The 19744-nt window shown below is 72.5% G+C and carries 16 protein-coding genes; 6 read left to right on the top strand and 10 right to left on the bottom strand.

From position 1 onward, the window contains the following. Window positions 1–32: 32 nt before the first annotated feature. Window positions 33–1097, bottom strand: a complete 1065-nt coding sequence (locus ACH34Q_RS01160) for a methyltransferase (RefSeq protein WP_395980775.1) — start codon at window positions 1095–1097, stop codon at window positions 33–35. Between the two features lie 183 nt (window positions 1098–1280). Here ACH34Q_RS01160 and asnB point away from each other — a divergent pair, with 183 nt between their 5' ends. After that, entirely contained in the window at window positions 1281–3140 is a 1860-nt protein-coding gene (asnB, locus tag ACH34Q_RS01155; protein WP_395980774.1) for an asparagine synthase (glutamine-hydrolyzing), read from the top strand. Here asnB and ACH34Q_RS01150 read toward each other — a convergent pair. Continuing rightward, complete coding sequence (locus tag ACH34Q_RS01150; protein WP_395980773.1) at window positions 3116–4159, bottom strand: LLM class flavin-dependent oxidoreductase; 1044 nt, start codon at window positions 4157–4159, stop codon at window positions 3116–3118. The genes asnB and ACH34Q_RS01150 overlap by 25 nt on opposite strands. 214 nt (window positions 4160–4373) lie before the next feature. On the opposite strand from ACH34Q_RS01150, the gene ACH34Q_RS01145 reads away from it, so the two are divergent. Further along, window positions 4374–8225 (top strand): type I polyketide synthase, encoded by a 3852-nt coding sequence (locus tag ACH34Q_RS01145; RefSeq protein WP_395980772.1) that lies wholly within the window; start codon window positions 4374–4376, stop codon window positions 8223–8225. Window positions 8226–8327: 102 nt separating this feature from the next. On the opposite strand, the gene ACH34Q_RS01140 is transcribed toward ACH34Q_RS01145, so the two are convergent. The 3 genes from ACH34Q_RS01140 to ACH34Q_RS01130 all read right to left on the bottom strand — a co-directional run bounded on the left by ACH34Q_RS01140 (window position 8328) and on the right by ACH34Q_RS01130 (window position 12278). Then, the gene (locus ACH34Q_RS01140; RefSeq protein ID WP_395980771.1) at window positions 8328–10034 is read right to left on the bottom strand and encodes an AMP-binding protein; all 1707 of its coding nucleotides are present in this window, start codon (window positions 10032–10034) and stop codon (window positions 8328–8330) included. After that, complete coding sequence (locus ACH34Q_RS01135) at window positions 10031–11041, bottom strand: methyltransferase (RefSeq protein WP_395980770.1); 1011 nt, start codon at window positions 11039–11041, stop codon at window positions 10031–10033. The genes ACH34Q_RS01140 and ACH34Q_RS01135 overlap by 4 nt, the downstream gene beginning before the upstream one ends. A gap of 214 nt (window positions 11042–11255) precedes the next feature. After that, entirely contained in the window at window positions 11256–12278 is a 1023-nt protein-coding gene (locus tag ACH34Q_RS01130) for an NADP-dependent oxidoreductase (RefSeq protein ID WP_395980769.1), read from the bottom strand. Window positions 12279–12483: 205 nt separating this feature from the next. On the opposite strand from ACH34Q_RS01130, the gene ACH34Q_RS01125 reads away from it, so the two are divergent. From ACH34Q_RS01125 to ACH34Q_RS01110, 4 genes are read left to right on the top strand one after another with little or no spacing between them, the layout of a single operon-like run. Next, window positions 12484–13212 carry an SDR family NAD(P)-dependent oxidoreductase gene (locus ACH34Q_RS01125; protein ID WP_395980768.1) on the top strand — a complete coding sequence of 243 codons (729 nt, stop codon included), beginning with the start codon at window positions 12484–12486 and terminating at the stop codon, window positions 13210–13212. Then, window positions 13212–13592 carry a SchA/CurD-like domain-containing protein gene (locus ACH34Q_RS01120; RefSeq protein ID WP_395980767.1) on the top strand — a complete coding sequence of 127 codons (381 nt, stop codon included), beginning with the start codon at window positions 13212–13214 and terminating at the stop codon, window positions 13590–13592. The genes ACH34Q_RS01125 and ACH34Q_RS01120 overlap by 1 nt, the downstream gene beginning before the upstream one ends. Before the next feature lies 1 nt (window position 13593). Next, entirely contained in the window at window positions 13594–14451 is an 858-nt protein-coding gene (locus ACH34Q_RS01115) for an LLM class flavin-dependent oxidoreductase (protein ID WP_395980766.1), read from the top strand. Beyond that, window positions 14448–14912, top strand: a complete 465-nt coding sequence (locus tag ACH34Q_RS01110; RefSeq protein WP_395980765.1) for a DUF1772 domain-containing protein — start codon at window positions 14448–14450, stop codon at window positions 14910–14912. The genes ACH34Q_RS01115 and ACH34Q_RS01110 overlap by 4 nt, the downstream gene beginning before the upstream one ends. Here the strand turns inward: ACH34Q_RS01110 and ACH34Q_RS01105 are convergent. The 5 genes from ACH34Q_RS01105 to ACH34Q_RS01085 all read right to left on the bottom strand — a co-directional run bounded on the left by ACH34Q_RS01105 (window position 14881) and on the right by ACH34Q_RS01085 (window position 19599). Further along, window positions 14881–15915, bottom strand: a complete 1035-nt coding sequence (locus tag ACH34Q_RS01105; protein WP_395980764.1) for a hypothetical protein — start codon at window positions 15913–15915, stop codon at window positions 14881–14883. The two genes, ACH34Q_RS01110 and ACH34Q_RS01105, sit on opposite strands and share 32 nt — an antisense overlap. A gap of 103 nt (window positions 15916–16018) precedes the next feature. Next, window positions 16019–17188: a nucleotide disphospho-sugar-binding domain-containing protein gene (locus tag ACH34Q_RS01100; RefSeq protein ID WP_395980763.1), complete on the bottom strand. Its 1170-nt coding sequence runs from the start codon at window positions 17186–17188 to the stop codon at window positions 16019–16021. A gap of 146 nt (window positions 17189–17334) precedes the next feature. Beyond that, the gene (locus tag ACH34Q_RS01095) at window positions 17335–17655 is read right to left on the bottom strand and encodes a GroES family chaperonin (RefSeq protein WP_395980762.1); all 321 of its coding nucleotides are present in this window, start codon (window positions 17653–17655) and stop codon (window positions 17335–17337) included. 9 nt (window positions 17656–17664) lie between these two features. Continuing rightward, window positions 17665–18591: an NAD-dependent epimerase/dehydratase family protein gene (locus ACH34Q_RS01090; protein WP_395980761.1), complete on the bottom strand. Its 927-nt coding sequence runs from the start codon at window positions 18589–18591 to the stop codon at window positions 17665–17667. Window positions 18592–18645: 54 nt separating this feature from the next. Then, window positions 18646–19599, bottom strand: a complete 954-nt coding sequence (locus tag ACH34Q_RS01085) for a DMT family transporter (RefSeq protein ID WP_395980760.1) — start codon at window positions 19597–19599, stop codon at window positions 18646–18648. Window positions 19600–19744 lie beyond the last annotated feature (145 nt).

The following is a 19744-nucleotide window of genomic DNA, read 5'->3' as shown; positions in this document are numbered from 1 at the left end:
GGCGGCGCCTCCGTCGCCGGGCACCAGGCCGGTCATATCGGTCGGTACTCCAGCAACGCCAGACTGCCGGGACGCGGGTCGCCGGTCGGCGCGAAGTCGGCCAGGGCGGCGATCCGGTCCCATTCGCGGCGGTCGCGCTCCCTGCCGCCGATCACCGACATCGCTTCGATGTCGATGAGCTTGCCGATGTCCCACGCGCCGGGGCCGTGCAGCAGCTGGTCGACGATGAGCAGCCGGGCGTTCCGGTCCGCGCCGATCGCCGTGCGGACGCTGCGCAGCAGCAGCGCCGCCTTCCGATCATCCCAGTTGTGCAGGGTGTGCTTGATGAAATAGGCGTCGCATCCCGCGCTCACCTCGGTGAAGAAGTCCGACGGCGCGATCGTCACCCGGTCCGCGAGGCCCGCCGCCTCGAAGGTCTCCTTGGCGTCGGCGACCGTCTGCGGCTGGTCCACCAGCACCCCGGTGCAGCCGGGATGGCGTCGCAGGATCTCGGCCAGGAACTGTCCTTTGCCGCCGCCCACGTCCGCGATCCGACGGAAGCGCCCGAAGTCGTACCCGGCGAAGATCCGGTCGGTCGCCGGGTACCGGTTCTGCAGCATGGCCCGGTCGAACAGGGCCGCCTTCGCCGGATGGGCCTTCAGGTACTCGTAGAAGGTCATGCCGAAGCTGTGCTGGAAGGCCGTTTCGCCCGTGCGGACGGTGTGCGCCACGTGCTCGTACGGCCGCCACAGCATGGGGTCGGAGGCGAACAGGAACATGTCGCGGATGCCGTCCGGTGCCCCGGTGACCAGGCCCGCGGTGAGAGGGGTCAGGGCGAAGGAATCGTCGGCCCGCTCTTCCAGCGCGCCGGTCGCCGCGACGGCGCGCAGCACCCGGGAGAGGAGGTCGGCGTCTGCTCCGGTCTCCGCCGCGATCTCCGCGACGGTGCGGGGGCCTTCGGCCAGCACATCGGGTACCCGGAGTTCGACGACGGCGCGGAGCGCGCCGAGGGTCCATTTGGCGTAGAAGAGCCCCAGTACCTGCTGCCGCGGAGGCAGATCAGGGTCGTACAGGCTGACGTCGCCGTGCGGTGCCGGTCCGTTCTCGCTCGGGTCCATTGGCGTCCACCTCTCGTCCGCGAATCACATCCGCAGGCTTCCCGCCGGCTCTCGAACTCGCTTGGGGACCTGGTCGAGCAGAGGGGGCCACCGGAGGGCGGTACGGGCACGGCGGTCGAGTGACCGTCAAGGCCCCCTGTGCCCCCTGCCCGCATGCTGGGGGAACCGACTGAGGGAGTGACGATGTGCGGTGTCGCGGGCTGGGTGGACTTCGGGCGTGATCTGGTGGGCGAGCGGCCGGTCCTGCAGTCGATGACCGACACCCTCGCCCGCCGGGGGGTGGACGGCCAGGGCCTATGGCTGCGAGGGCACGCCGCGCTCGGGCACACCCGCACGACCGTCATCGATCCCGAGGGCGGTGGGCAGCCGTTCACGGTCGAGGAGGACGGCCGCACCGTCGCGGTCATGGTCTACAACGGCGAGGTCTACAACTTCAAGCAGCTCCGGGCGGAGCTGCGCGAGCGCGGTCAGCGGTTCGAAACCCGCGGCGACACCGAGGTGGTGCTCCGCGCCTACCTGGAGTGGGGGACCGCGTGCGCCGAACGGCTCGAGGGCATCTTCGCTTTCGCGATCTGGGACGTGCGCCGCGAGCGGCTCGTCCTGGTCCGTGACCGGCTGGGCGTGAAGCCGCTGTTCTACTCCCCCCGGCCGGGCGGCATACTCTTCGGCTCCGAGCCCAAGGCCCTGCTCGCCCATCCGGATGTACGGCCCGTTGTCACCGCCGACGGACTCCGGGAACTCTTCGCCACCGCCAAGCAGCCCGGACGCGCGGTCTTCCGCGACATGGCCGAGCTGCGGCCCGGGCATGTGATGACCGTCGGGCGCGATGGGACGGCCGACCGGGCCTACTGGGAACTGGAAGCCCGCCCGCACACCGACGATCTCGCCACGACCATCACCAAGGTCCGGTCGATGCTCGAGGAGATCGTCCTGCGCGAGCTCGTCGCGGACGTGCCGCTGTGCACCGCGCTGTCGGGCGGCGTGGACTCCAGCGCCGTCACCGCGATTGCCGCACGCTGGCGGTGGCGGCTGGAGGGCGAGCGCGTCCGGACCTTCGTGACCACCTTCGACGACTACGCGCGCGACTTCAGCCCGGATGACGTGCGATTCTCGGCCGATGAGCCGTACGCGGCCGAAGTCGCCGGGCACCTCAGGTCCGAGCACGTCAACATCATGCTGAGCACGGATCGGCTGATGGACAGGGAGACCCGTCTGGCCGTGCTCCTGGCACAGGACATGCCGACCACTCTCGGCGACATGGACACCTCCAACTACCTCACCTCGCAGGAGATCAAGACACACTCCACCGTGGCGCTGGCGGGCGAGGTGGCCGACGAGATCTTCGGCGGCTACAACTGGATGTTCAAACCCGAATGCGTGCGCGCCGACGTCTTTCCCTGGGTGGTCAACGAGACCCTGCAGCCGGGTTCACCCGACGGGCAGGGCCGTCGGCTCTTCGACCGGGGGCTGATGGAGAAGCTCGACATGGGCCGGCACTACACCGACACCTACCACCAGGCCCTGGCGGAGGTGCCCCACCAGGAGGCGGAGAGCGTCGAGGAGCGGCGCATGCGCGCGATCGGCCACCTCACCCTGACCCGGTGGCTGCCCATGCTGCTCGACCGCGGTGACCGGCTGTCCATGGCCCATGGCCTGGAGCTTCGCGTGCCGTACGGCGACCACCGGCTCGTCGAGTATCTCTACAACACCCCATGGAGCTTCAAGACCTTCGACGGGCGGGAGAAGAGCATCCTGCGCGCGGCGGTGGCCGATCTGGTGCCGGCGTCGGTCCTCGGCCGCACGAAGAGCCCATGGCCGGTGACCCAGGACCCCGCCTACGCGCGGATGCTGCATGACGAGCTCGCCGCCGCCGTCGCCGACCCGCGGTCGCCCGCGCTGCCCTTCCTCGACGGGGAGGCGGTACGGCGGACGCTGGCCGATCCGGAGGGCATGGCGCGCGACTGGCCGAGCCGAATGCACATCGAGATGGCACTGCAGTTCAACGCCTGGCTCACGCACTACAAGGTCGTGGTGGAGGTCTGAGCCGGCGGACGCGGTCGGACGTAGGCCGCCGCCTCGCTGAGCCGGCGGAGCGTGCCCGCCGGGTCGGCCACGGCGGGAAGCGTCGCGAGCACGCAGGACACGCCCAGGGTCTCGAGCCGCTTCAGATGGTCGGCCACTTCGGCGACGTCGCCGGTCACGGCGGTGAGGCCGGCCGCGAAGTCGGTGAGGCCGGTTTCGCGGAGCAGCCTGGCGTTCTTGCCGTCCAGGACATGGTCGTAGCGGTCGTAGCGGCGTTCCACCTCCTCGACGGCGCCGAGCAGTTCCGGAGGCACCGTCGCCCGCATGTGCGGTGCACGCAGGCGCATGCCCACATCCGAGGCGAGCGCCGTGGCGATCTCGGCGTTCGCCGCCGCCCTGCTGCCCCCGATCGCGACGAACGTGAAGCCCCAGACCTCCACCGCACCGGGGTCCCGTCCGGCCCGCTCCGCCGCTGAGCGGACCGTCGCGATCTTCTGCTCGACCCGGCCGGCGTCCAGCCCCACCGTCATGATCACCCCGTCGGCGATCTCTCCCGCCATCCGCAGGCTCGCCGGATGGTCGGCCGCGACGAACACGGGCATCGGACGCACCACCCGCCGCAGCGGCTCGGTCGGGCGACCGTCGAAGACCACCGATCGACCGGCCAGGATCTCCCGCACGGCCAGCGCGTACTCGCGCAGCTCCGCCGGCGTGGCCCCCCGGGGCCTGCCGAGGACGCGGATCGCGCTGCCACCGCTGCCGAGCGCGATCATGAGCCGGTCGCCGGCCACCTCGCGCACCGCGCTGATCGCGGTGGCGGTGACCGACGGGTGGCGCAGGAAGGGGGTGGTGACCATCGTCGTCAGGGTCGCCCGCCGGGTCTCATGCGCGGCCACTGTGAGCGAGACGTACATCTCGTGGGCCCGGGCCGGGGAGTCGCCGATGCCGATGACGTCGTAGCCGAGGTCGTCGGCCAGGCGGACCTGCTCGCGGAAATCCGACAGGTCGGCCACCCACTCCGTGATCGCGCCGAGTTTCACCGCTGTCCTCCCACGACGTTCCCGTACCGGATTCGACGGCCGACGGTACGGACGGCGACGCGAAGGCGGCTCGACGGACTCTCGACGGCCGGGGATCGAGTGCCTCTCCAGCAGGGGTTGACCCTTTCCGGGGACGCTTCCCTGACCGCATCGTGCGCGCCTTGCGGACCGTTCCCGGCGTCGAGGGCACCCGCGGACATGGGAGAGATTCTTGATGGGATCCGACAGAGTGACGGAGTCGATCGCGATCGTCGGGATGGGATGCCGGTTTCCGGGCCGCATCACCTCGCCGCGCGGGTTCTGGGACCTGCTGGAGGAGGGTCGCGCCGTCCATGGTGAGATCCCGCCGGGGCGCTGGGACTCGTACGCGGCGCGCGGTCCCGAGTACGCCAGGGCGGTGCGCGGGGCCATCAGGTTCGGCGGCTACCTGGAGGACGTCGGGGCCTTCGACGCCGGGTTCTTCGGCATCTCCCCGCGCGAAGCCGAGCTGATGGACCCGCAGCAGCGGGTGACGCTCGAGGTCGCCTGGGAGGCGCTGGAGGACGCGGGCATTCCCGCGAGCGTCCTCGCGGGCTCCGACACCGGGGTGTTCATGGGCGTCTGCACCGATGACTACGGGCGCAGGATCCTGGAGGACCTGCCGCGGCTGGAGGCGTGGGCCGGCATCGGCAACTCGATGTGCGGGGTCGCCAACCGGGTCTCCTACGCCCTGGACCTGCGCGGCCCGAGCATCGTGGTGGACACCGCCTGCTCGGCCTCCCTCGTGGCCGTGCACCAGGCGTGCCAGGCGCTGCGCCTCGGCGAGACCTCGCTGGCGCTCGCCGGCGGCGTCATGCTGGTGACCAGCCCCAGCTTCGCCCTGGTCCTCGACGCGGCCGGCGCACTGTCGCGCGACGGCAGGTCCAAGGCCTTCGACGCGTCGGCCGATGGTTACGGCAGGGCCGAGGGCTGTGCCGTCGTGGTGCTCAAGCGGCTTTCCGACGCGCGCCGCGACGGGGACCCGGTCCTGGCGGTCATCCGTGGCAGCGCCGTCTGCCAGGACGGCCGGACCAACGGCATCATGGCGCCGAGCCGGCAGGCACAGGAGAACCTGATCCGCCTGGCATGCCGGAACGCCGGGCTGGACGCCTCCGACCTGGACTACGTGGAGGCGCACGGAACCGGTACCGGGATCGGCGACCCTATCGAGGCGGGCGCGCTGGCCGCCGTCGTCGGCGCCGGGCGTCCTCCGGACCGGCCCTGCCTGATCGGATCGGTCAAGACGAACATCGGCCATCTGGAGGCCGCGTCCGGCGTGGCCGGGATGATCAAATCGGTGCTGGCCCTCGAACACGGCCGAATCCCGGCGACGCTGTCGGTCACCGGGCCGAACCCGGCGATCCCCTGGGCGGAGTCGGGGCTCAAGGTCGTCAACGAGGCCGTGCCGTGGCCCGCCGGAGACCGGCCGCGGCGGGCCGGGATCGGCAACTACGGGTACGGCGGCACGCTCGCGCACGTCATCCTGGAGGAGGCGCCGCCGGCCGAGGCCGCAGCGGGGACGCCCGAGGTCCAGCCGGCCGTCGGGCCACGGGTGTACCCGCTGTCCGGGGCCACCCCCACGGGTGTGCGGGAGAACGCCGGCAGGCTGGCGGAGCGCGTCGTCGCCGACGCGCCGTCGCTGTCGTCGATCGGCCACACGCTGGCCCACCGCCGGTCCATGCTCGCCGCGCGGGCGTGCGTGGTCGCCACAGGCGGGGAGCAGCTGGCCGAACGCCTGGGCAGGTTCGCCGAGGGCAGGGCCGCCGCAGGCGTCGCCGCCGGGGAGGTGCTCAGGGGCACTCCCTCCCCGAGTCCGGTCTGGGTCTTCTCCGGGCACGGATCCCAATGGGTCGGCATGGGGCGCGACCTGCTGTCCAGCGAGCCACTTCTCGCGCGAACGCTGGACGAGCTCGAGCCGATCTACCTCAAGGAGATGGGTTTCGCGCCGCGCCGCGCCCTGATGGAGGACGACCTGGAGGATGTGGACCGGGTGCAGGCGATGATCTTCGCCATGCAGGTGGGGCTGGCCCGGGTCTGGCGCGGTTACGGGGTGCGCCCGGCGGCGATCATCGGGCACTCGGTCGGAGAGGTCGCGGCCGCGGTCGTCGCCGGCATGCTCACCCTGCCCGACGCCGCGCGACTGATCTGCCGCCGGTCCCTGCTGCTGCGCCGTGTCGCGGGCAAGGGCGCGATGGCGATGGTGAACCTTCCCTTCGACGAGGTCGAGGCGCGTCTCGCCGAACGGCTGGACGTCGGCCCCGCCATCGCGGCCGCGCCCGGCTCGACGGTGCTCAGCGGCACGATCTGCGCCATGGAGCACGTCGTCGAGCGGTTCCGGTCGGAGGGACTCGTGGTGCGCCGGGTCGACTCCGACGTGGCCTTCCACAGCGCTGACATGGACGGACTGATGTCCGACCTGGTCGATGCGGTGACCGAGATCAGGCCGCGGCCGCCCACCGTGCCGGTGTTCGGAACAGCGCTGGAGGATCCGCGCGACGGCGCGCCGCGCGACGGCGCGTACTGGGCGGCGAACCTGCGCAACCCGGTGCGGTTCGCCGCCGCCGTCGCCGCCGCGATGAAGGACGGCCACCGGCTGTTCCTGGAGGTCTCGCCGCATCCGGTGGTGGCACATTCGATCATGAAGACGCTCGAGGCGGGCGGCGTCCCGGACGGCGTCGTCGCGCACACCCTGCGGCGCGAACGCTCCGAGCGGGAAACGCTGCTGGGCAACCTGGGGATGCTGCACTGCCATGGGGCCCCGGTCGACTGGTCGGTGCTGCAGCCCGAGGGGGACTTGGCGGAGTTGCCCACGATGGCCTGGCAGCATCGCCGCTACTGGGTCGAGGAGACTCCGGCCGTGCAGGCCGCACGGCAGGGCCATGACGTGGAGAGCCACGATCTGCTCGGCGGCCGGGTCGCGGTGCAGGGAGCCTCCCCGGTGGCGCTGTGGCAGACCCGCCTCGACCGCGAGAGCCGCCCGTACCCCGGCGGCCATGCCGTGCTCGGCGCCGAGGTGGTTCCGGCCGCGGTCCTGCTGACCACCTTCCTGGGCGCGCGGTGGGAGTCGCCGCGGGCGGCGGCGCTCGCCGACGTCTCGCTCCGCGTGCCGCTGGCGGTCACGGCGCCGCGCGACGTCCAGGTCGTGCGGCAGGACGGTTCGCTGCGCCTGAGTTCACGCCTGGCCGGCCGGCCGGACGACGGAGCCTGGCTGGTCCATGCCACGGCGGAGGCCGTGGACCCGCCGGACGCGGGCGGCCTGCTGGACGAGGCGGCGCTGCGCGCGAGCTGTCCCGAGGCCGTCGATCCCGGCGCCGTGCTGGAACGGCTGACCGCCATCGACGTCGACGGGCTCGGTTTCCCCTGGCGGGTGACGGAGGCGTGGCGCTCCGCCCGGACCCTGCTCGCCAGGATCGTCGCGGATCCGGAGGGGGAGATGTCGGCCGCCACCTGGGGGTCGCTCCTGGACGGAGCGCTGTCGGCGGCCCCCGTGATCTTTCCGGGCGGACCGCTGCTGCGGATGCCGGGCCGGTTCCGCGAGGTGGTCGCGTACGGGCCGCCCCCCGATGAGGCCTTGGTCGCCGTTCGACTGGTGGAGGGGGAGGCGGGCGAGGACGTGGTGGTGGACGTCCGGATCGCGGCCCCCGACGGTGTCGTGGCCGCCTCCCTGTCGGGAGTGCGCTTCGGTGTGGTGCGGCGCGCGGTGACGGCCGAGTTCGGACCGGAGGACGACGCCGCCCGGGAGGCCGGCATCGATGCCGGCCGGGAATGGCTCGGACTCGAGGGCCGGGACTTGCATGATCACTTGGTCGGGGTGGTCGGCGGGATCGTCGCGGACGAACTGCGGCTGGATTCCGACGCCCCCTCCCCGCACCGGCCGCTGATGGACATGGGAGTCGATTCGATGCTGAGCGAGGCCATTCGCGTCCGCCTGCGCCGCCGGTTCAGGATCGATCTGCCGAGCACCCTGCTCTGGGACAGGCCCACCGTGGCGGCGATCAGCGACCACTTGGCGGAGTCGCTCGGGGCTTCCGAGGAGGCCGCCGGCTGAGGTGCCGGCGCTCTTCCCGACCCCGTTCTCCGGCCGACTCTGCTTTCCGGCCCGGGTGGGCACGGCACGCGGCCGTGCCCACCCGGGCCGGAGCCAGCGGGCTCAGCCGCCGCCGTCCGCCCGCGCGAGCCGTTGGGCGATGTCCTCGCGCAGGGCGCTCTTGTAGATCTTCCCGATCGCGGTGCGCGGGAGGACGTCCACGTACTCGAGACGTTCCGGCCACTTGTACTTGGCGAGCCCCTGGTGCTCCAGGGTGGCGCAGAGATCGGTGAGGGACGGCGTCGGATGCCCCCGTCGTACGACGGCATAGGCGCAGCCTCGCTCACCGAGCCGTTCGTCCGGCATGGCGACGAGCGCCACGTCGGCGACGGCGGGGTGGCGGAGGAGGAGGGTCTCCACCTCCTCGGCGTTGATCTTCTCACCGCCCCGGTTGATGAGGTCCTTGACCCGTCCGACGACGGAGTAGGCGGTCATCCCGTCGATCTCGTGCGGCTGGACGATGTCTCCACTGCGGTAGAAGCCGTCGGAGGTGAACGCCTCGGCGTTGCGCTCGGGAGCGTCGAGGTAGCCGCGGATCGTGTACGGCCCGCGGACGCACAGCTCACCGGCCTCGCCCGGCTCGGCCGTGTCGCCGGTGTGCGGTCTGAGCAGGCGAACCTCGTCCAACGGGCTGATGGGGACGCCCACGGTCGTAGCGCGCATCTCCCGGGACGCGCCGGCCGGGGTGAAAAGGAACAATCCTTCGGTCATGCCGAAGGCCTGGCCGACGCGAATGCCGCGGGCGTCCAGGGCGTCGAAGGTCCGGTGCGGTACCCGGGCGGCGGTCAGCACGCAGTGCCGCAGGCCGGTGAAGGCCTTGCCGAAGCCCGGATGCGCGAGGTAGTCGCCCATGACGCCAGGGGGGCTCATGAACCAGGACGCGTTCTCCGCGGCCATCAAGGGCAGGAGGTCACCGGCGGCCGGGGTGGAGAGCAGCAGTGCCGCACCGACGCTGTGCGCCGCGTGCAGGGCGTTGACGATGCCGGCGTTGTGCACCAGCGGCAGGCCGAATGCCAGGCGGTCGGCCGAGGTGAGGTCCCAGTGCCGGGCGGTGGCCACGGCGTTGTACCAGTACTCGGGGTGCAGGCGGGGGATGACCTTGGGGCTCCCCGTGGTACCACCGGAGAGCTGGAGGACGGCCGGGGCGCCCAGATCCGTCTCCTCGGCGACCTTCCGGAGCGCGGCCCGCTGCGCGCGGGTGGGACGGCGCTCCTCGAGGTCCTCGATCCGGGTGCCCGGGGCGCCCGCGGCGGCGCCCACCGTGAGCAGGGCGCGCATGCCGGGCAGAAGGCCCGCGACCTCGCCGGCGAACGCCACCAGGTCGAAGGAGGGGAGGTCGGCCTGGACGAGGTGGGCGACCGCCCCGGTGCGGCGAGCGATCTCCACGATCTCGTACCGGCGGTGCGACGCCAGCGTGCACACGGGAACCAGGCCGGCCCTGAGCATGCCGTACCAGGCGGCGGCGGTGTGGACGCTGTTGGTCACCTGCAGAACGACGGGGTCGCCGGGCCGGAGCCCCTCCTCGAGTAGGCCCGCGGCGACGGCCTCGGACCGTTCGGCGAGTTCGGCGTACGTCCAGTGCGCCGACGGCGTGATGACGGCGGCGTGGTCGGCGTGTCCCCGCACGACCTCGTCCAGGGCGGCGGGGATCGTGAGGTCCCGCCACAGCCCCGCCTTCCGGTAGCGATCGGCGTGGCCGGGCGGGTACGGAGTGTTCCCCCAGCGCCGTCGGACGCCGGGTGCGAGGGCCGGGGTCGGCTGATCGGTCATCGTCGCGGATCCTCCTGTCCGGCACCGTCGCGGACGGCGACGAGAAGGCCCGTGGACGCCGACACCGCCCGCGTCTCCAGATGGCGCAGGCCGGCCCTGGCGAACAGGGCCGCGAACTCCGCCTCGCTCCGCTCCCTGCCGGGATGGAGGGCGAGCATGAGGATGTCCCGCAACTTGCCGTCGTGCGGCGCGTCGTCCTCCGGCACCACCGCGTCGATCACCAGGACCAGTCCGCCGGGGGGCAGTACCCGCCGGACGTTCCGGAGCAGTGCGACGCACTGGTCGTCGTTCCAGTCATGCAGGATCATCGACAGCAGGTAGGCGTCCCCGCCCTTGGGCACCGCGCGGAAGAAGTCCCCGGGGACCGCCCGCGCGCGCCCGGCGATCCCGGCCGCCGCGAGGAGCGCGACCGTGTCGCGGACGACCTCTGGCCGGTCGTGGACGATGGCGCTCATCGCCGGATAGCGCTCCAGGACCGCCGCCACGAGGTGGCCCTCGCCACCGCCGACGTCCACCAGGACCCGGACGCCGGACAGGTCGTAGCTTTCCATCGCCGCGGCGTGCAGGTGCCGGGCCAGCTCTCCCATCGCCGCGCCGAACACGGCGGCTTGGGCGGGGTGCGCCTTCAGATGGGCCCACCAGGTGGTGCCGTGCAGGTCCTCGAACGCGGGGCGTCCCGTCCGCACGCTGTGCAAGAGCCCGGCGACGGCCGCCTGCCGTTCCGGAAGGCCCCAGAGTCTCGCCCAGTTGCGCAGCGAGCCCTCGTCGTCGGCGCGCAACTTGTCGGCCAGTGGAGTCGTGCCGAAAACGCGCGGGGCGACCTGCCGGAAGACCCCGGCGGAAGCGAGCGTGCGCAGCATTCGGTACAGGGGCCCGGGCTCCGCGCCGACCAAGGTCGCCAGTTCCTCGACCGTACGGGGCCCGTCGGCGAGCACGTCGGCCACGCCCAGTTCCGCCGCCGCCGCCAGCGAGTGCGTCACGAGCGGCGCGTGGAGCAAGCGCATCATGTCCGAGTGGGCCTGGTCCGGCTCCGGCACCGGTCGGGGAACCTGATGCGGCTCCGGCGGTACGGTCGTCATGGCAGCCCGCCCTGGGGTCCTTGGCCGTCCGTGCTCACGGTGTACCTCCCTCGTCGTGTCCGCCACCGGTGAGGATGCTGCTCCCGGCGTCTCAAGCGTGGCTGGAGCCTCGATCGGCGCGGGAGCCGGTGACGGAGGCGGGCTACGAGGCCGGATCGTCGATGTGGACGACCCGCTTGCCCCTGCCATGCCGGTCGACGTGGTCGGTGAAGGGACGCGCGCCGTCGGAGAGGCGGTAGCGGGCACCGATGGCCGGGGGCAGGATCCCCGCGACGGCGTCGGCCGCGAGCCTGTCGAGGTCTCCTGGGCGGGCCGTGGTGAACAGGGACCGCACCGTGATGTCGTCACGGCCGAGGGCGGCCTCGTCGAAGCCGGGGGAGGCGACGTTCAGGAGCCGTCCCCCCGGCCGCAGGACACGGCTCGCCGCAGGCAGCGCGCTGCCCGGAAGGGCAAGGTTCACCAGCGCGTCGACACCCTCGGGATGGCGCCGCAGCGTCTCGGTCACCGTGTCGGCGGACCGGTGGTCGATCACCTCGGCGGCGCCGAGGCCCCGCAGGTACGGCTCGTCCGCGGGCGGCCCCGTCGCGATCACATGCGTCCCGGCGGCGGCGAGCAGGGGAACGACCACGCTGCCCACTCCGCCGCCCGCGCCGATGACCAGGGCCGCGGCACCGGGGTCCAGATCACCCGTCCGGAGGACGGGCAGCGCGGTGAGGCCGGCGACGGGCAGGCTCGATGCCCGGTCGGCCGCGAGGTCCGCCGGGCGTCGCGCCAGGGCGGGTGTGTCCGCTTCCAGCACCGTGTACTCGGCCATCGTCCCGGTCGTCAGGGACGGCGGCGAGGCGATGCGTCCCGCCGCCGCGGAGGCGGAGCGGGGGAAGGCCAACCCGAAGATCTCGTCGCCGACGGCGAACCTGGTGACCCCCGAGCCCGTCACGGTCACCGTCCCGGCGATCTCCAGGCCCACGATGTGCGGGAACGCGAGGGGGGTGATCCGGTGCATGACGCCGCTCAGCGTCCTGATGTCGGCCGGGTTGACGGCGGCCGCGGCGACCTTGACCTGGATCTGCCCCGGACCGGCGGACGGGATGGGGACGTCCTCCAGCCGCAGCTCGCCGACCGGGCCGTACCGCCTGGCCACCAGCGCCCGCATCGTCGCGCTCACTCGCTCGTCCCTCCTGCCGGGTCGCCCTCGGGTGGCGATCCGCCAGCATGGTGCGGCGCGCTGGAGCCCCGCTCGACGCCGGGAGAGCAGCGCCCTCCGCTCCGCTCCGGTGATGCGACGCCGGTCCAGGAACGGCCCGAGCCGGGCTCCAGTCCGACGCGAGGGGCACGGGCGATCGTCGCTGTGCGTTCCCTTGGAGGTAATCGTGGACCATGGACTGGCCGGCAAGCGCGTCCTCGTCACCGGCGGGACCCGCGGGATCGGACGGGAGACCGTGCTCGGCTTCGCCAGGGCCGGCGCCCGGGTCGTGGCGTGCGGGCGCACCGCGGCCGACGACCTGGCCCGTGAGCTCAAGGAGCAGGACGGCGCGCACCGCGTGGTCCAGGCCGACGTCACCGACGCCGACGAGGTGGCCGGGCTCGCGGCGGTCTGCCGGAAGGAGCTCGGCGGTCTCGACGTCGTCGTCAACAACGTCGGCGCCGATGCCCGCGGCAGATTCGACGAGCTCACCGAGGAGGAGTGGCAACGGGTCATCGACACCAACCTGACCGGTGCGTTCCTGGTGACCCGGGCCGCCATCGGGCTGCTCGCCGACCACGGCTCGATCGTGTACGTCGGTGCCGTGGCGGGCACGCGTGGCCGGCCGGAGAGCGCGCATTACGGAGCCTCCAAGACGGCCCTGACCGGGCTGGCCCGGTCCCTGGCCAAAGAACTGGGCCGCCGGGGCGTCCGTGTCAACACGGTCGCTCCCGGCGTGATCGTGACCGGACCGGGGAGCGGACCGCCGCCCCCGGTCGCCGAGATCATTCGTGGCATGACCGCACTGGGCCGGCTCGGCACCAGCGCGGACGTGGCCGCCGCCGTGCTCTTCCTGGCCGGCGACGCCTCCCGCTACATCAGCGGGGCGACGATCAATGTGGACGGAGGCCTCTGATGCCATTCGCAGCAATCACTTACCGGGTCGAGCCGGGGCACGAGGACGAGATCGCCGAGATCTTCGCCGGTTTCCAGCGGACCAGTACCCCCGTCATGCGGGGAGATGACGGTGAGCGGGCCGGGCGCCTGCTGGGCACCGCCGTGTTCATCAAGGAGGACGTCATGGTCCGTGTGATCCACTACGAGGGCGACTTCGGCGCCGTTGCCGCGCACATGGCCGGGCAGCGCGGCGTGCACCTGCTGGAGGAGAAGCTCGCGCCCTACCTCGCCGAGCGGCGGGACACCTCCACCCCGGAGGCGTTCGGTGCCTACTTCCGCGACGCCGTCATGCGCTGCGTGTCGCAGTTGTCGATCGATACCCACCCGGCGGGCCGCTGACATGGAGGTCGGGATCGGGCTGCCGACGATGATCCCGGGCATCGCCGGCGGAGACGTCCTCGCCTGGGCCAGGCGGGCCGAGGAGTGCGGGTTCTCCTCACTCGGGGTGCTCGACCGCCTGATGTACGACGGGTACGAGTCCCTGGTCGCCCTCGCGGCCGCGGCCGGAGCCACCAGCCGGATCCGGCTCGCCACCACCATCCTGATCGCCGCGTACCGGGGGGACCGTGCGCTGCTGGTCAAACAGCTGGCAAGCCTGGACCGCGTCTCCGGCGGACGGCTGACCGTCGGTGTGGCGGCCGGGGGGCGCCCTGACGATTTCGAGGCGTGCGGTACCCGGTACGACGATCGCGGGCGCCGCCTGGACCGGCTGCTCGGCGAGCTGCGGGGGACCTGGGACGGCACGGCGGGCGGGCCGGTGCCAGGGCCGCATCCGGCCGGCGGCTGCCCGACGCTGCTCGTGGGCGGTCACTCCGCCGCCGCTCTGGAGCGGGCCGCCGCCTACGGCGACGGCTGGATCGCGGGAGGCAGCTCGGCCGCGGGTTATGAGGAGCTGGCCGGCCGTGCCCGCAAGGCATGGAAGGACGCGGGACGTGCGGACGAACCCCGCCTGGTGGCGATCGCCTATGTCGCGCTGGGACCGGGAGCGCGCGCGGAGGCCGAGCGGTACCTGACCGACTACTACGCGTTCATCGGCTGGAAGGCCGAGATGGCCGTGCGGAGCGTTCTCACCGACGCCGGTCGGTTGCGCGAGTTCGTCGCCGGTTACCGGGAGACGGGGTGCGACGAGCTGATCCTCTTCCCGTGCGTCCAGGATCCAGGTCAGGCGGACCTCATCGCCGACACCGTTCTGGAGTGATCGCTTTGACACATGTTCTCGGTGTGCTGGTGGTGCTCGGCAGCGGAATCGTCGCCGGGGTGCTGTTCGCGGTGGCGCTCAGCACCGTGCCGGCGCTGGCGGCCATGCCGCCGGACCGTTACGTCTACGCGCACACGCTGCTGGGCCGGAACTGGGACCCCACGATGCCGCTGATCGTGCTGGGGTCGACCTTCCTGGACGTGGCATTGGCGGTGCTCGCGCCGGGCCCCGGTGCCCGGTGGCTCACCGGGGCGGCGGCGGCCTGCCTCCTCGGAGTCTCGGCCGTCTCTCACTTCCGGAACGTACCGATCAACAGGCGGATACACCGTACGGATCCCGACGCCATCCCCGCGTCCTGGCGGGATCCGCGGCCGGTATGGCGGCGCTGGCATCTGGTACGCACCGCGCTGGCGGTTTCGGCCCTCGGCCTCAACGGCATGGCCGCGATACTGCTGTCCTGAAGAGTCCCGGTCCGAGGGCTTCGTGGATCATTCGCGCGGCCTGCGCGTTGCCCTCCTCGGTCAGGACGCCGTTGGTCACGAAGGACCGGCCGGTGAACCGGTCGGCCGAGACGTTGAGAAAATCCACGCCGAGTTCCGCGCAGCCCTGCGCGAGCAGCTCGGCGAACAGCGGCAGGTGATCTTCGAGGACGCCGTTCGGGACGCCGAAGACGTTCTCGGTGAAGTCGTAGTGCTCCTGTTCCTCGGGCGTGATCGCGCGAGTCCGGTGGGTGGCCAGCGGCTGGAGACAGAACAGCAGCCGCGTGCCCGGCCGGGCCGCGCCCGCGAGGAACCCGAGGTCGCGCAGCTGTGCGCGCGCGGCCGCCTCCACCCGCGCGATGGCGTCGCCGAGCCGTGGTTCGGGCGGCACGGGCATCGGCGGTATCTCGATCCCGGCGTCGGAGGCCGCCATGCCGGTGGCCAGTTCGGCGAGATCGAACAGCGGGATGTTCGTCAGCCTGGCGAACGTTCCCTCGTAGAAGACCGCCGGGAACAGCCGGTCCAGGCTGCGGGTGCGCATCATCGACAGGTAGTTGCCCATTCCGCTGAACACCACGACGGTGGAGGCGGCGTGCAGGTACGGCACGGCGGCGATCAGTTCCTGGAGCGAGTTGGCCGCGACCACCGCGAGGTTGTGCCACCGGAGCCCGGTGCGCAGCGCGAGCCGGGAGGCCAGCGTGCCGCCGTCGGATCCGGAGCCGAAGCCCAGCGCCGCCGAGCTCCCCAGCACCAGGCCGCCGCCGCCCGCGGTGAGCCAGCCGCGGCTGTCCACCGTGCCGAACGGCGACTCGGACAGCCGGAAACCTTCGCCGTCGGTGTTGAGCGCGGCGGAACGGTGATGCGGCGGCAGCGAGAAGCCCAGGTACGGATGGGGATAGAGGTCGATGCCCAGCTGCTCGAACAGCGCGCCTCCACGGTGCCGCCGGGCGTGCGCTCCGTGATCGAAGGTCTCAGCGGGTTCCATGACGTTCCTCCTGTGCCGGGACGGGAGCGATGGGGATACCCGGAGGTTCACACCCGTGGGTGGAGCGCGACTCGGGGATGGCTCCAGCCCGGCCGGGCCGGGGTCATGGCGCGGGAGGCGCCGTCGCGCCGACACCCGTTGCGACGAGCTCCAGTTCCCGTACGACCTGGGCGGGTGAAGGCTGAGCCCGCATCTCGTGTCCCAGTGCCTCCGCGGCGCTCCGGTAGGAGGGAGCCGTCAGCAGTTCGGCGAGCCGGTCTCGTATCGCCTCGCGGTCCGGTACCGGTACCACGGTCGCGGCACCGGTCTCAGCGAGCCGGCCCGCGTGCCGGACGTGGTCGGGCAGGCGCGGGACGAGAAGCTGCGGCAGCCCGTGGGCCAGCGCGGTCAGCAGGGTGCCGGCGCCGCCGTGGGAGACCACCAGATCGCAGCCGGGCAGGATCAGGTGCAGGGGCGTGTCCGCCACGATCTGGACGCCCGGGGGAAGCGGGCCGAGCATCGCCCGCTGCTGGGACGTCACCGCGGCCACCACGTCCACGTCGAGATCGCTGATGGTCCTGGCGACCTGTCCGGTGCGGAAGAGGCCGGGGTCCAGCCTGCTCATCGTGGTACCCCAGGTGACGCACACGCGAGGGCGGCTGGTGCGGGCCGGAAGGTCCCGTGGGGCCACGCCGGGGCCGTTGTACGGGACGTATCGCATCGGTAGCCGGCGGGACGCGATGGGGACCTGCAGCCTGCCGGGGCATGGGTCTATGGTCGCCGCACCGAAAGGATCGACCTCGTCCAGCCCGAGCTCGTCGCGCAGCGGGGCGATCGCGTCGGGAAGGAACCGGCCGACGACGCTCATCAGGTCCGTGCCGTACAGATGCCGTACGGACGGGATGCCCAGCGCGGCGGCGGCGAGCGGCCCCGCGAAGGCCGTCGGGTCGGACACGATGAGGTCCGCGCGCCACCGGCGGGCGAGCGCGGCGAGGTCGTCCGTCATGGCCTCGGCGAGTGACCTGAGCAGGCTCAGCACGCGCGGTCCGCCGGTTCCCTTCGGGCGCGGCGAGGGAGGGCCGGGCGGGGATTGCGCGAGCGCCCGGAAGACCGCCACCGCATCCACGTCGTGACCGACAGGACCGGCGTTCAGCCCGGTGCGCAGGATGGTTTCCGTGAGTTCGGGCTGGCTGGAGACGAGTACTTCGTGGCCGGCCGCCCGGCAGGCCCACGCGAGAGGAACCATCGCGTAGAGGTGCGAGGGCCACGCCCAGGTGGTGAAGATGATGCGCATCCGTCCAGGGCAGCATCCACCGGTCGCCGACCCGTCCAGTGTCGCTCGAGCACGCCGGAGGCCCCGGGCGCCACGCGTCCAGAGCGGGAGCCGGGCTGCCCCAGGCCGCACGCCGTTCTGTGGCCGCTGTGTGGACGAGACTTCGGTCAGAGGTAGAGGCCGGTGCCGTGTTCGGGGCGTTCGTTGGCGATGGCGTGCAGGTCGCGCTCGCGCATGACCAGGTAGTTCTCGCCCTGGATCTCGACCTCGTACTGGTCGTCGGGATGGAAGAGCACCCGGTCGCCGACCTTGACGGTGCGCGCGTGGTGCCCGACACCGCAGACCTCGCCCCACACGAGCCGGTTCGTCTGCTCGACCGTCGCGGGAATGACGATGCCGCCGGTGCTGCGGCGTTCGGCGGCCTCCTTCTCGACCTTGATCATGACGCGGTCGTGGAGCATCTGGACTTCGAACTTGGGCTGGGACACGCTGGGATTTTATCCGCCCCGCGAGGGCAGGACGGCCCAGCCGTCCGCGATGATCTCCGGGAGCGCGGAGCGGACCGGGCGCCAGCCCAGCTCGCGGCGGATCGCGCGGGCGTCGCAGACCAGCAGTGGCGGCTCCGGCTGGGGCGGGCGGCGGACGGTCGGCACGGGGCGTCCGGTGACCCGCTCCACGGCCGTGATCACTTCGAGGACGGAGGTGCCGGCGCCGGTGCCGACGTTGTAGAGGCGGTCCTGGCCCGGGGCCACCGTCTCCAGGGCGCGGACGTGGGCGGCGGCGAGGTCGTCCACGTGCAGGTACTCGCGGACGGCGGCGCCGTCGCCGTTGATCTCCAGGTGCGGGGCGTCGCCGGCGGCGACGGCGAGGGCCTTGGGGATCAGCCGGGTCCGGTCCGGATCGGGACGGCCGCCGACCGCGCCCGCGACGTTGAACGTGCGCAGGACGGTGGCGCCGATCGCACCGGTACGGGCGTGGAAGCGGACGACCTGCTCGGCGGCGAGCTTGGACGCGCCGTACGGGCTGGTCGGGGCGGGCGTCTGGTCCTCGGGGATCGGCTGCCGGTCCGGGGTGCCGTAGACGGCGGCGGTCGATCCGTACACGAACCGGGTGGTCCGCGGGGACAGCGCCTCCAGGAGGTTCACGGTGCCCTGGACGTTGGCGGTGAAGAAGCGCAGGGGCTCGGCGAACGACTCGCGGACGCGGGTCAGGGCGGCCAGGTGGCAGACCGCGTCGTACGGCTCGTCCAGGACGGCGCCGAGCGCGGCGGGGTCGAGGAGGTCGCCGATGACCGGCCGCACCCCGGGCGGCAGCATCCGGTCGGCGCGGCGGACGAGGCCGGAGACCTCGTGGCCCGCCGCGATGAGGCGCAGCCCCACCGCGTACCCGACATAGCCCGCCGCACCCGTCACCAGCACCCGCATGGGCCTCGCCCCCTGCCCCCAGCATCCTGGAGCGGAGCGGGCGGGGCAACGTGGTCAGGCGCTGGAGCGTGCCGTGCGTTGCGCGTACGCGGCCTCGGCGGCCTCCGCGGTCTCGGGCTCCTCGTACCGGGGGAAGATCGCCAGCGCGATGAGCGCGAGCGTGAAGCCGCCGGCGCGCAGCAGGAACGCGCCGGCCTCGCGGGGCCAGTCCTCGCCGAACAGCGCGACGCTGCTGAGGATCAGGTAGGCGCGGCCGATCACGGTGAGCACGGTCGCCACGATCGCGATCCGGCAGCGCTGCAGCGCGACCTGCAGCTGGCCCAGGGCGATCGCGGCCATGCCCAGCGTCAGGTACGGGTAGGGCGAGCCCAGGACGCTCTGGACGCTGCCGGTGTTCTCGTAGACCAGCGCGACGCCGCGGATGCCGGCCTCGGCGAGCCCGGCGCAGGCCCCGGCGCCGATCCCGTACGCGACGCCGGCCAGCTTGCGGGCGTGCCGGCCGCCCGCCCGGCGGTCGCCGACCAGCCACACCATCGAGGCGATGATCAGGGCCGGTGCCATCACCGCCAGCATCAGCCAGGGCGCCTTGAGCGTGTCCAGCAGCGAGGTCTCCGCGGTCAGCGTGCCCTCCGAGCCGGCCGACAGCCCGATCATGACGGCCGCCACGACGAACAGCCCCACGCTGAACCACTCGCGGGCGTTCAGCCGCTCGCCCAGGAACCGGACCGCGTAGATCACCAGCAGCACCAGGCTGAACGCGAAGATCGGCTGGGCCACCGCCAGCGGCATCGCGGTGAACGCGACCACCTGGTAGGCCAGGCCGAGGAACAGGATCAGGCCGCCGGCGAACCAGACGGGATCGGTGAGCATGTGCCACGCGACGTGGAACGGGCGGCTGCCGCGCAGCGGAGGCATCCGCGTCGCGGCCAGCCGGAACACCAGGAAGGCGACGTAGTAGGCGCTGGTCGACAGCAGCGCCAGGGCGGCGTATCCGAGGTCGTGACCCATCGGGAAGGGGACCTTTCAACGGAAGGCAAGGGTCCGATGGCGCGGTCGGCGCCCCCACGCCATCGACCTGACACACTGCCGTGTTCCACGCCGGGTGACAAGACCGTAACCGTCGATTAAAGCGCCCGTAACCGATCGTGTCGAG

Source organism: Actinomadura sp. 9N407 (genome assembly GCF_044326315.1).
Lineage (GTDB): Bacteria > Actinomycetota > Actinomycetes > Streptosporangiales > Streptosporangiaceae > Spirillospora.
Note: the sequence above shows the minus strand (reverse complement) of the source record. Positions and strands in the feature narration are given on the sequence as shown.

Coding starts and splice junctions, on each gene's coding strand:
- ACH34Q_RS01160 (WP_395980775.1), bottom strand. CDS start 1,097: ATGGACCCGAGCGAGAACGGACCGGCACCGCACGGCGACGTCAGCCTG.
- asnB (WP_395980774.1), top strand. CDS start 1,281: ATGTGCGGTGTCGCGGGCTGGGTGGACTTCGGGCGTGATCTGGTGGGC.
- ACH34Q_RS01145 (WP_395980772.1), top strand. CDS start 4,374: ATGGGATCCGACAGAGTGACGGAGTCGATCGCGATCGTCGGGATGGGA.
- ACH34Q_RS01140 (WP_395980771.1), bottom strand. CDS start 10,034: ATGACCGATCAGCCGACCCCGGCCCTCGCACCCGGCGTCCGACGGCGC.
- ACH34Q_RS01135 (WP_395980770.1), bottom strand. CDS start 11,041: ATGATGCGCTTGCTCCACGCGCCGCTCGTGACGCACTCGCTGGCGGCG.
- ACH34Q_RS01120 (WP_395980767.1), top strand. CDS start 13,212: ATGCCATTCGCAGCAATCACTTACCGGGTCGAGCCGGGGCACGAGGAC.
- ACH34Q_RS01115 (WP_395980766.1), top strand. CDS start 13,594: ATGGAGGTCGGGATCGGGCTGCCGACGATGATCCCGGGCATCGCCGGC.
- ACH34Q_RS01105 (WP_395980764.1), bottom strand. CDS start 15,915: ATGGAACCCGCTGAGACCTTCGATCACGGAGCGCACGCCCGGCGGCAC.
- ACH34Q_RS01100 (WP_395980763.1), bottom strand. CDS start 17,188: ATGCGCATCATCTTCACCACCTGGGCGTGGCCCTCGCACCTCTACGCG.
- ACH34Q_RS01090 (WP_395980761.1), bottom strand. CDS start 18,591: ATGCGGGTGCTGGTGACGGGTGCGGCGGGCTATGTCGGGTACGCGGTG.
- ACH34Q_RS01085 (WP_395980760.1), bottom strand. CDS start 19,599: ATGGGTCACGACCTCGGATACGCCGCCCTGGCGCTGCTGTCGACCAGC.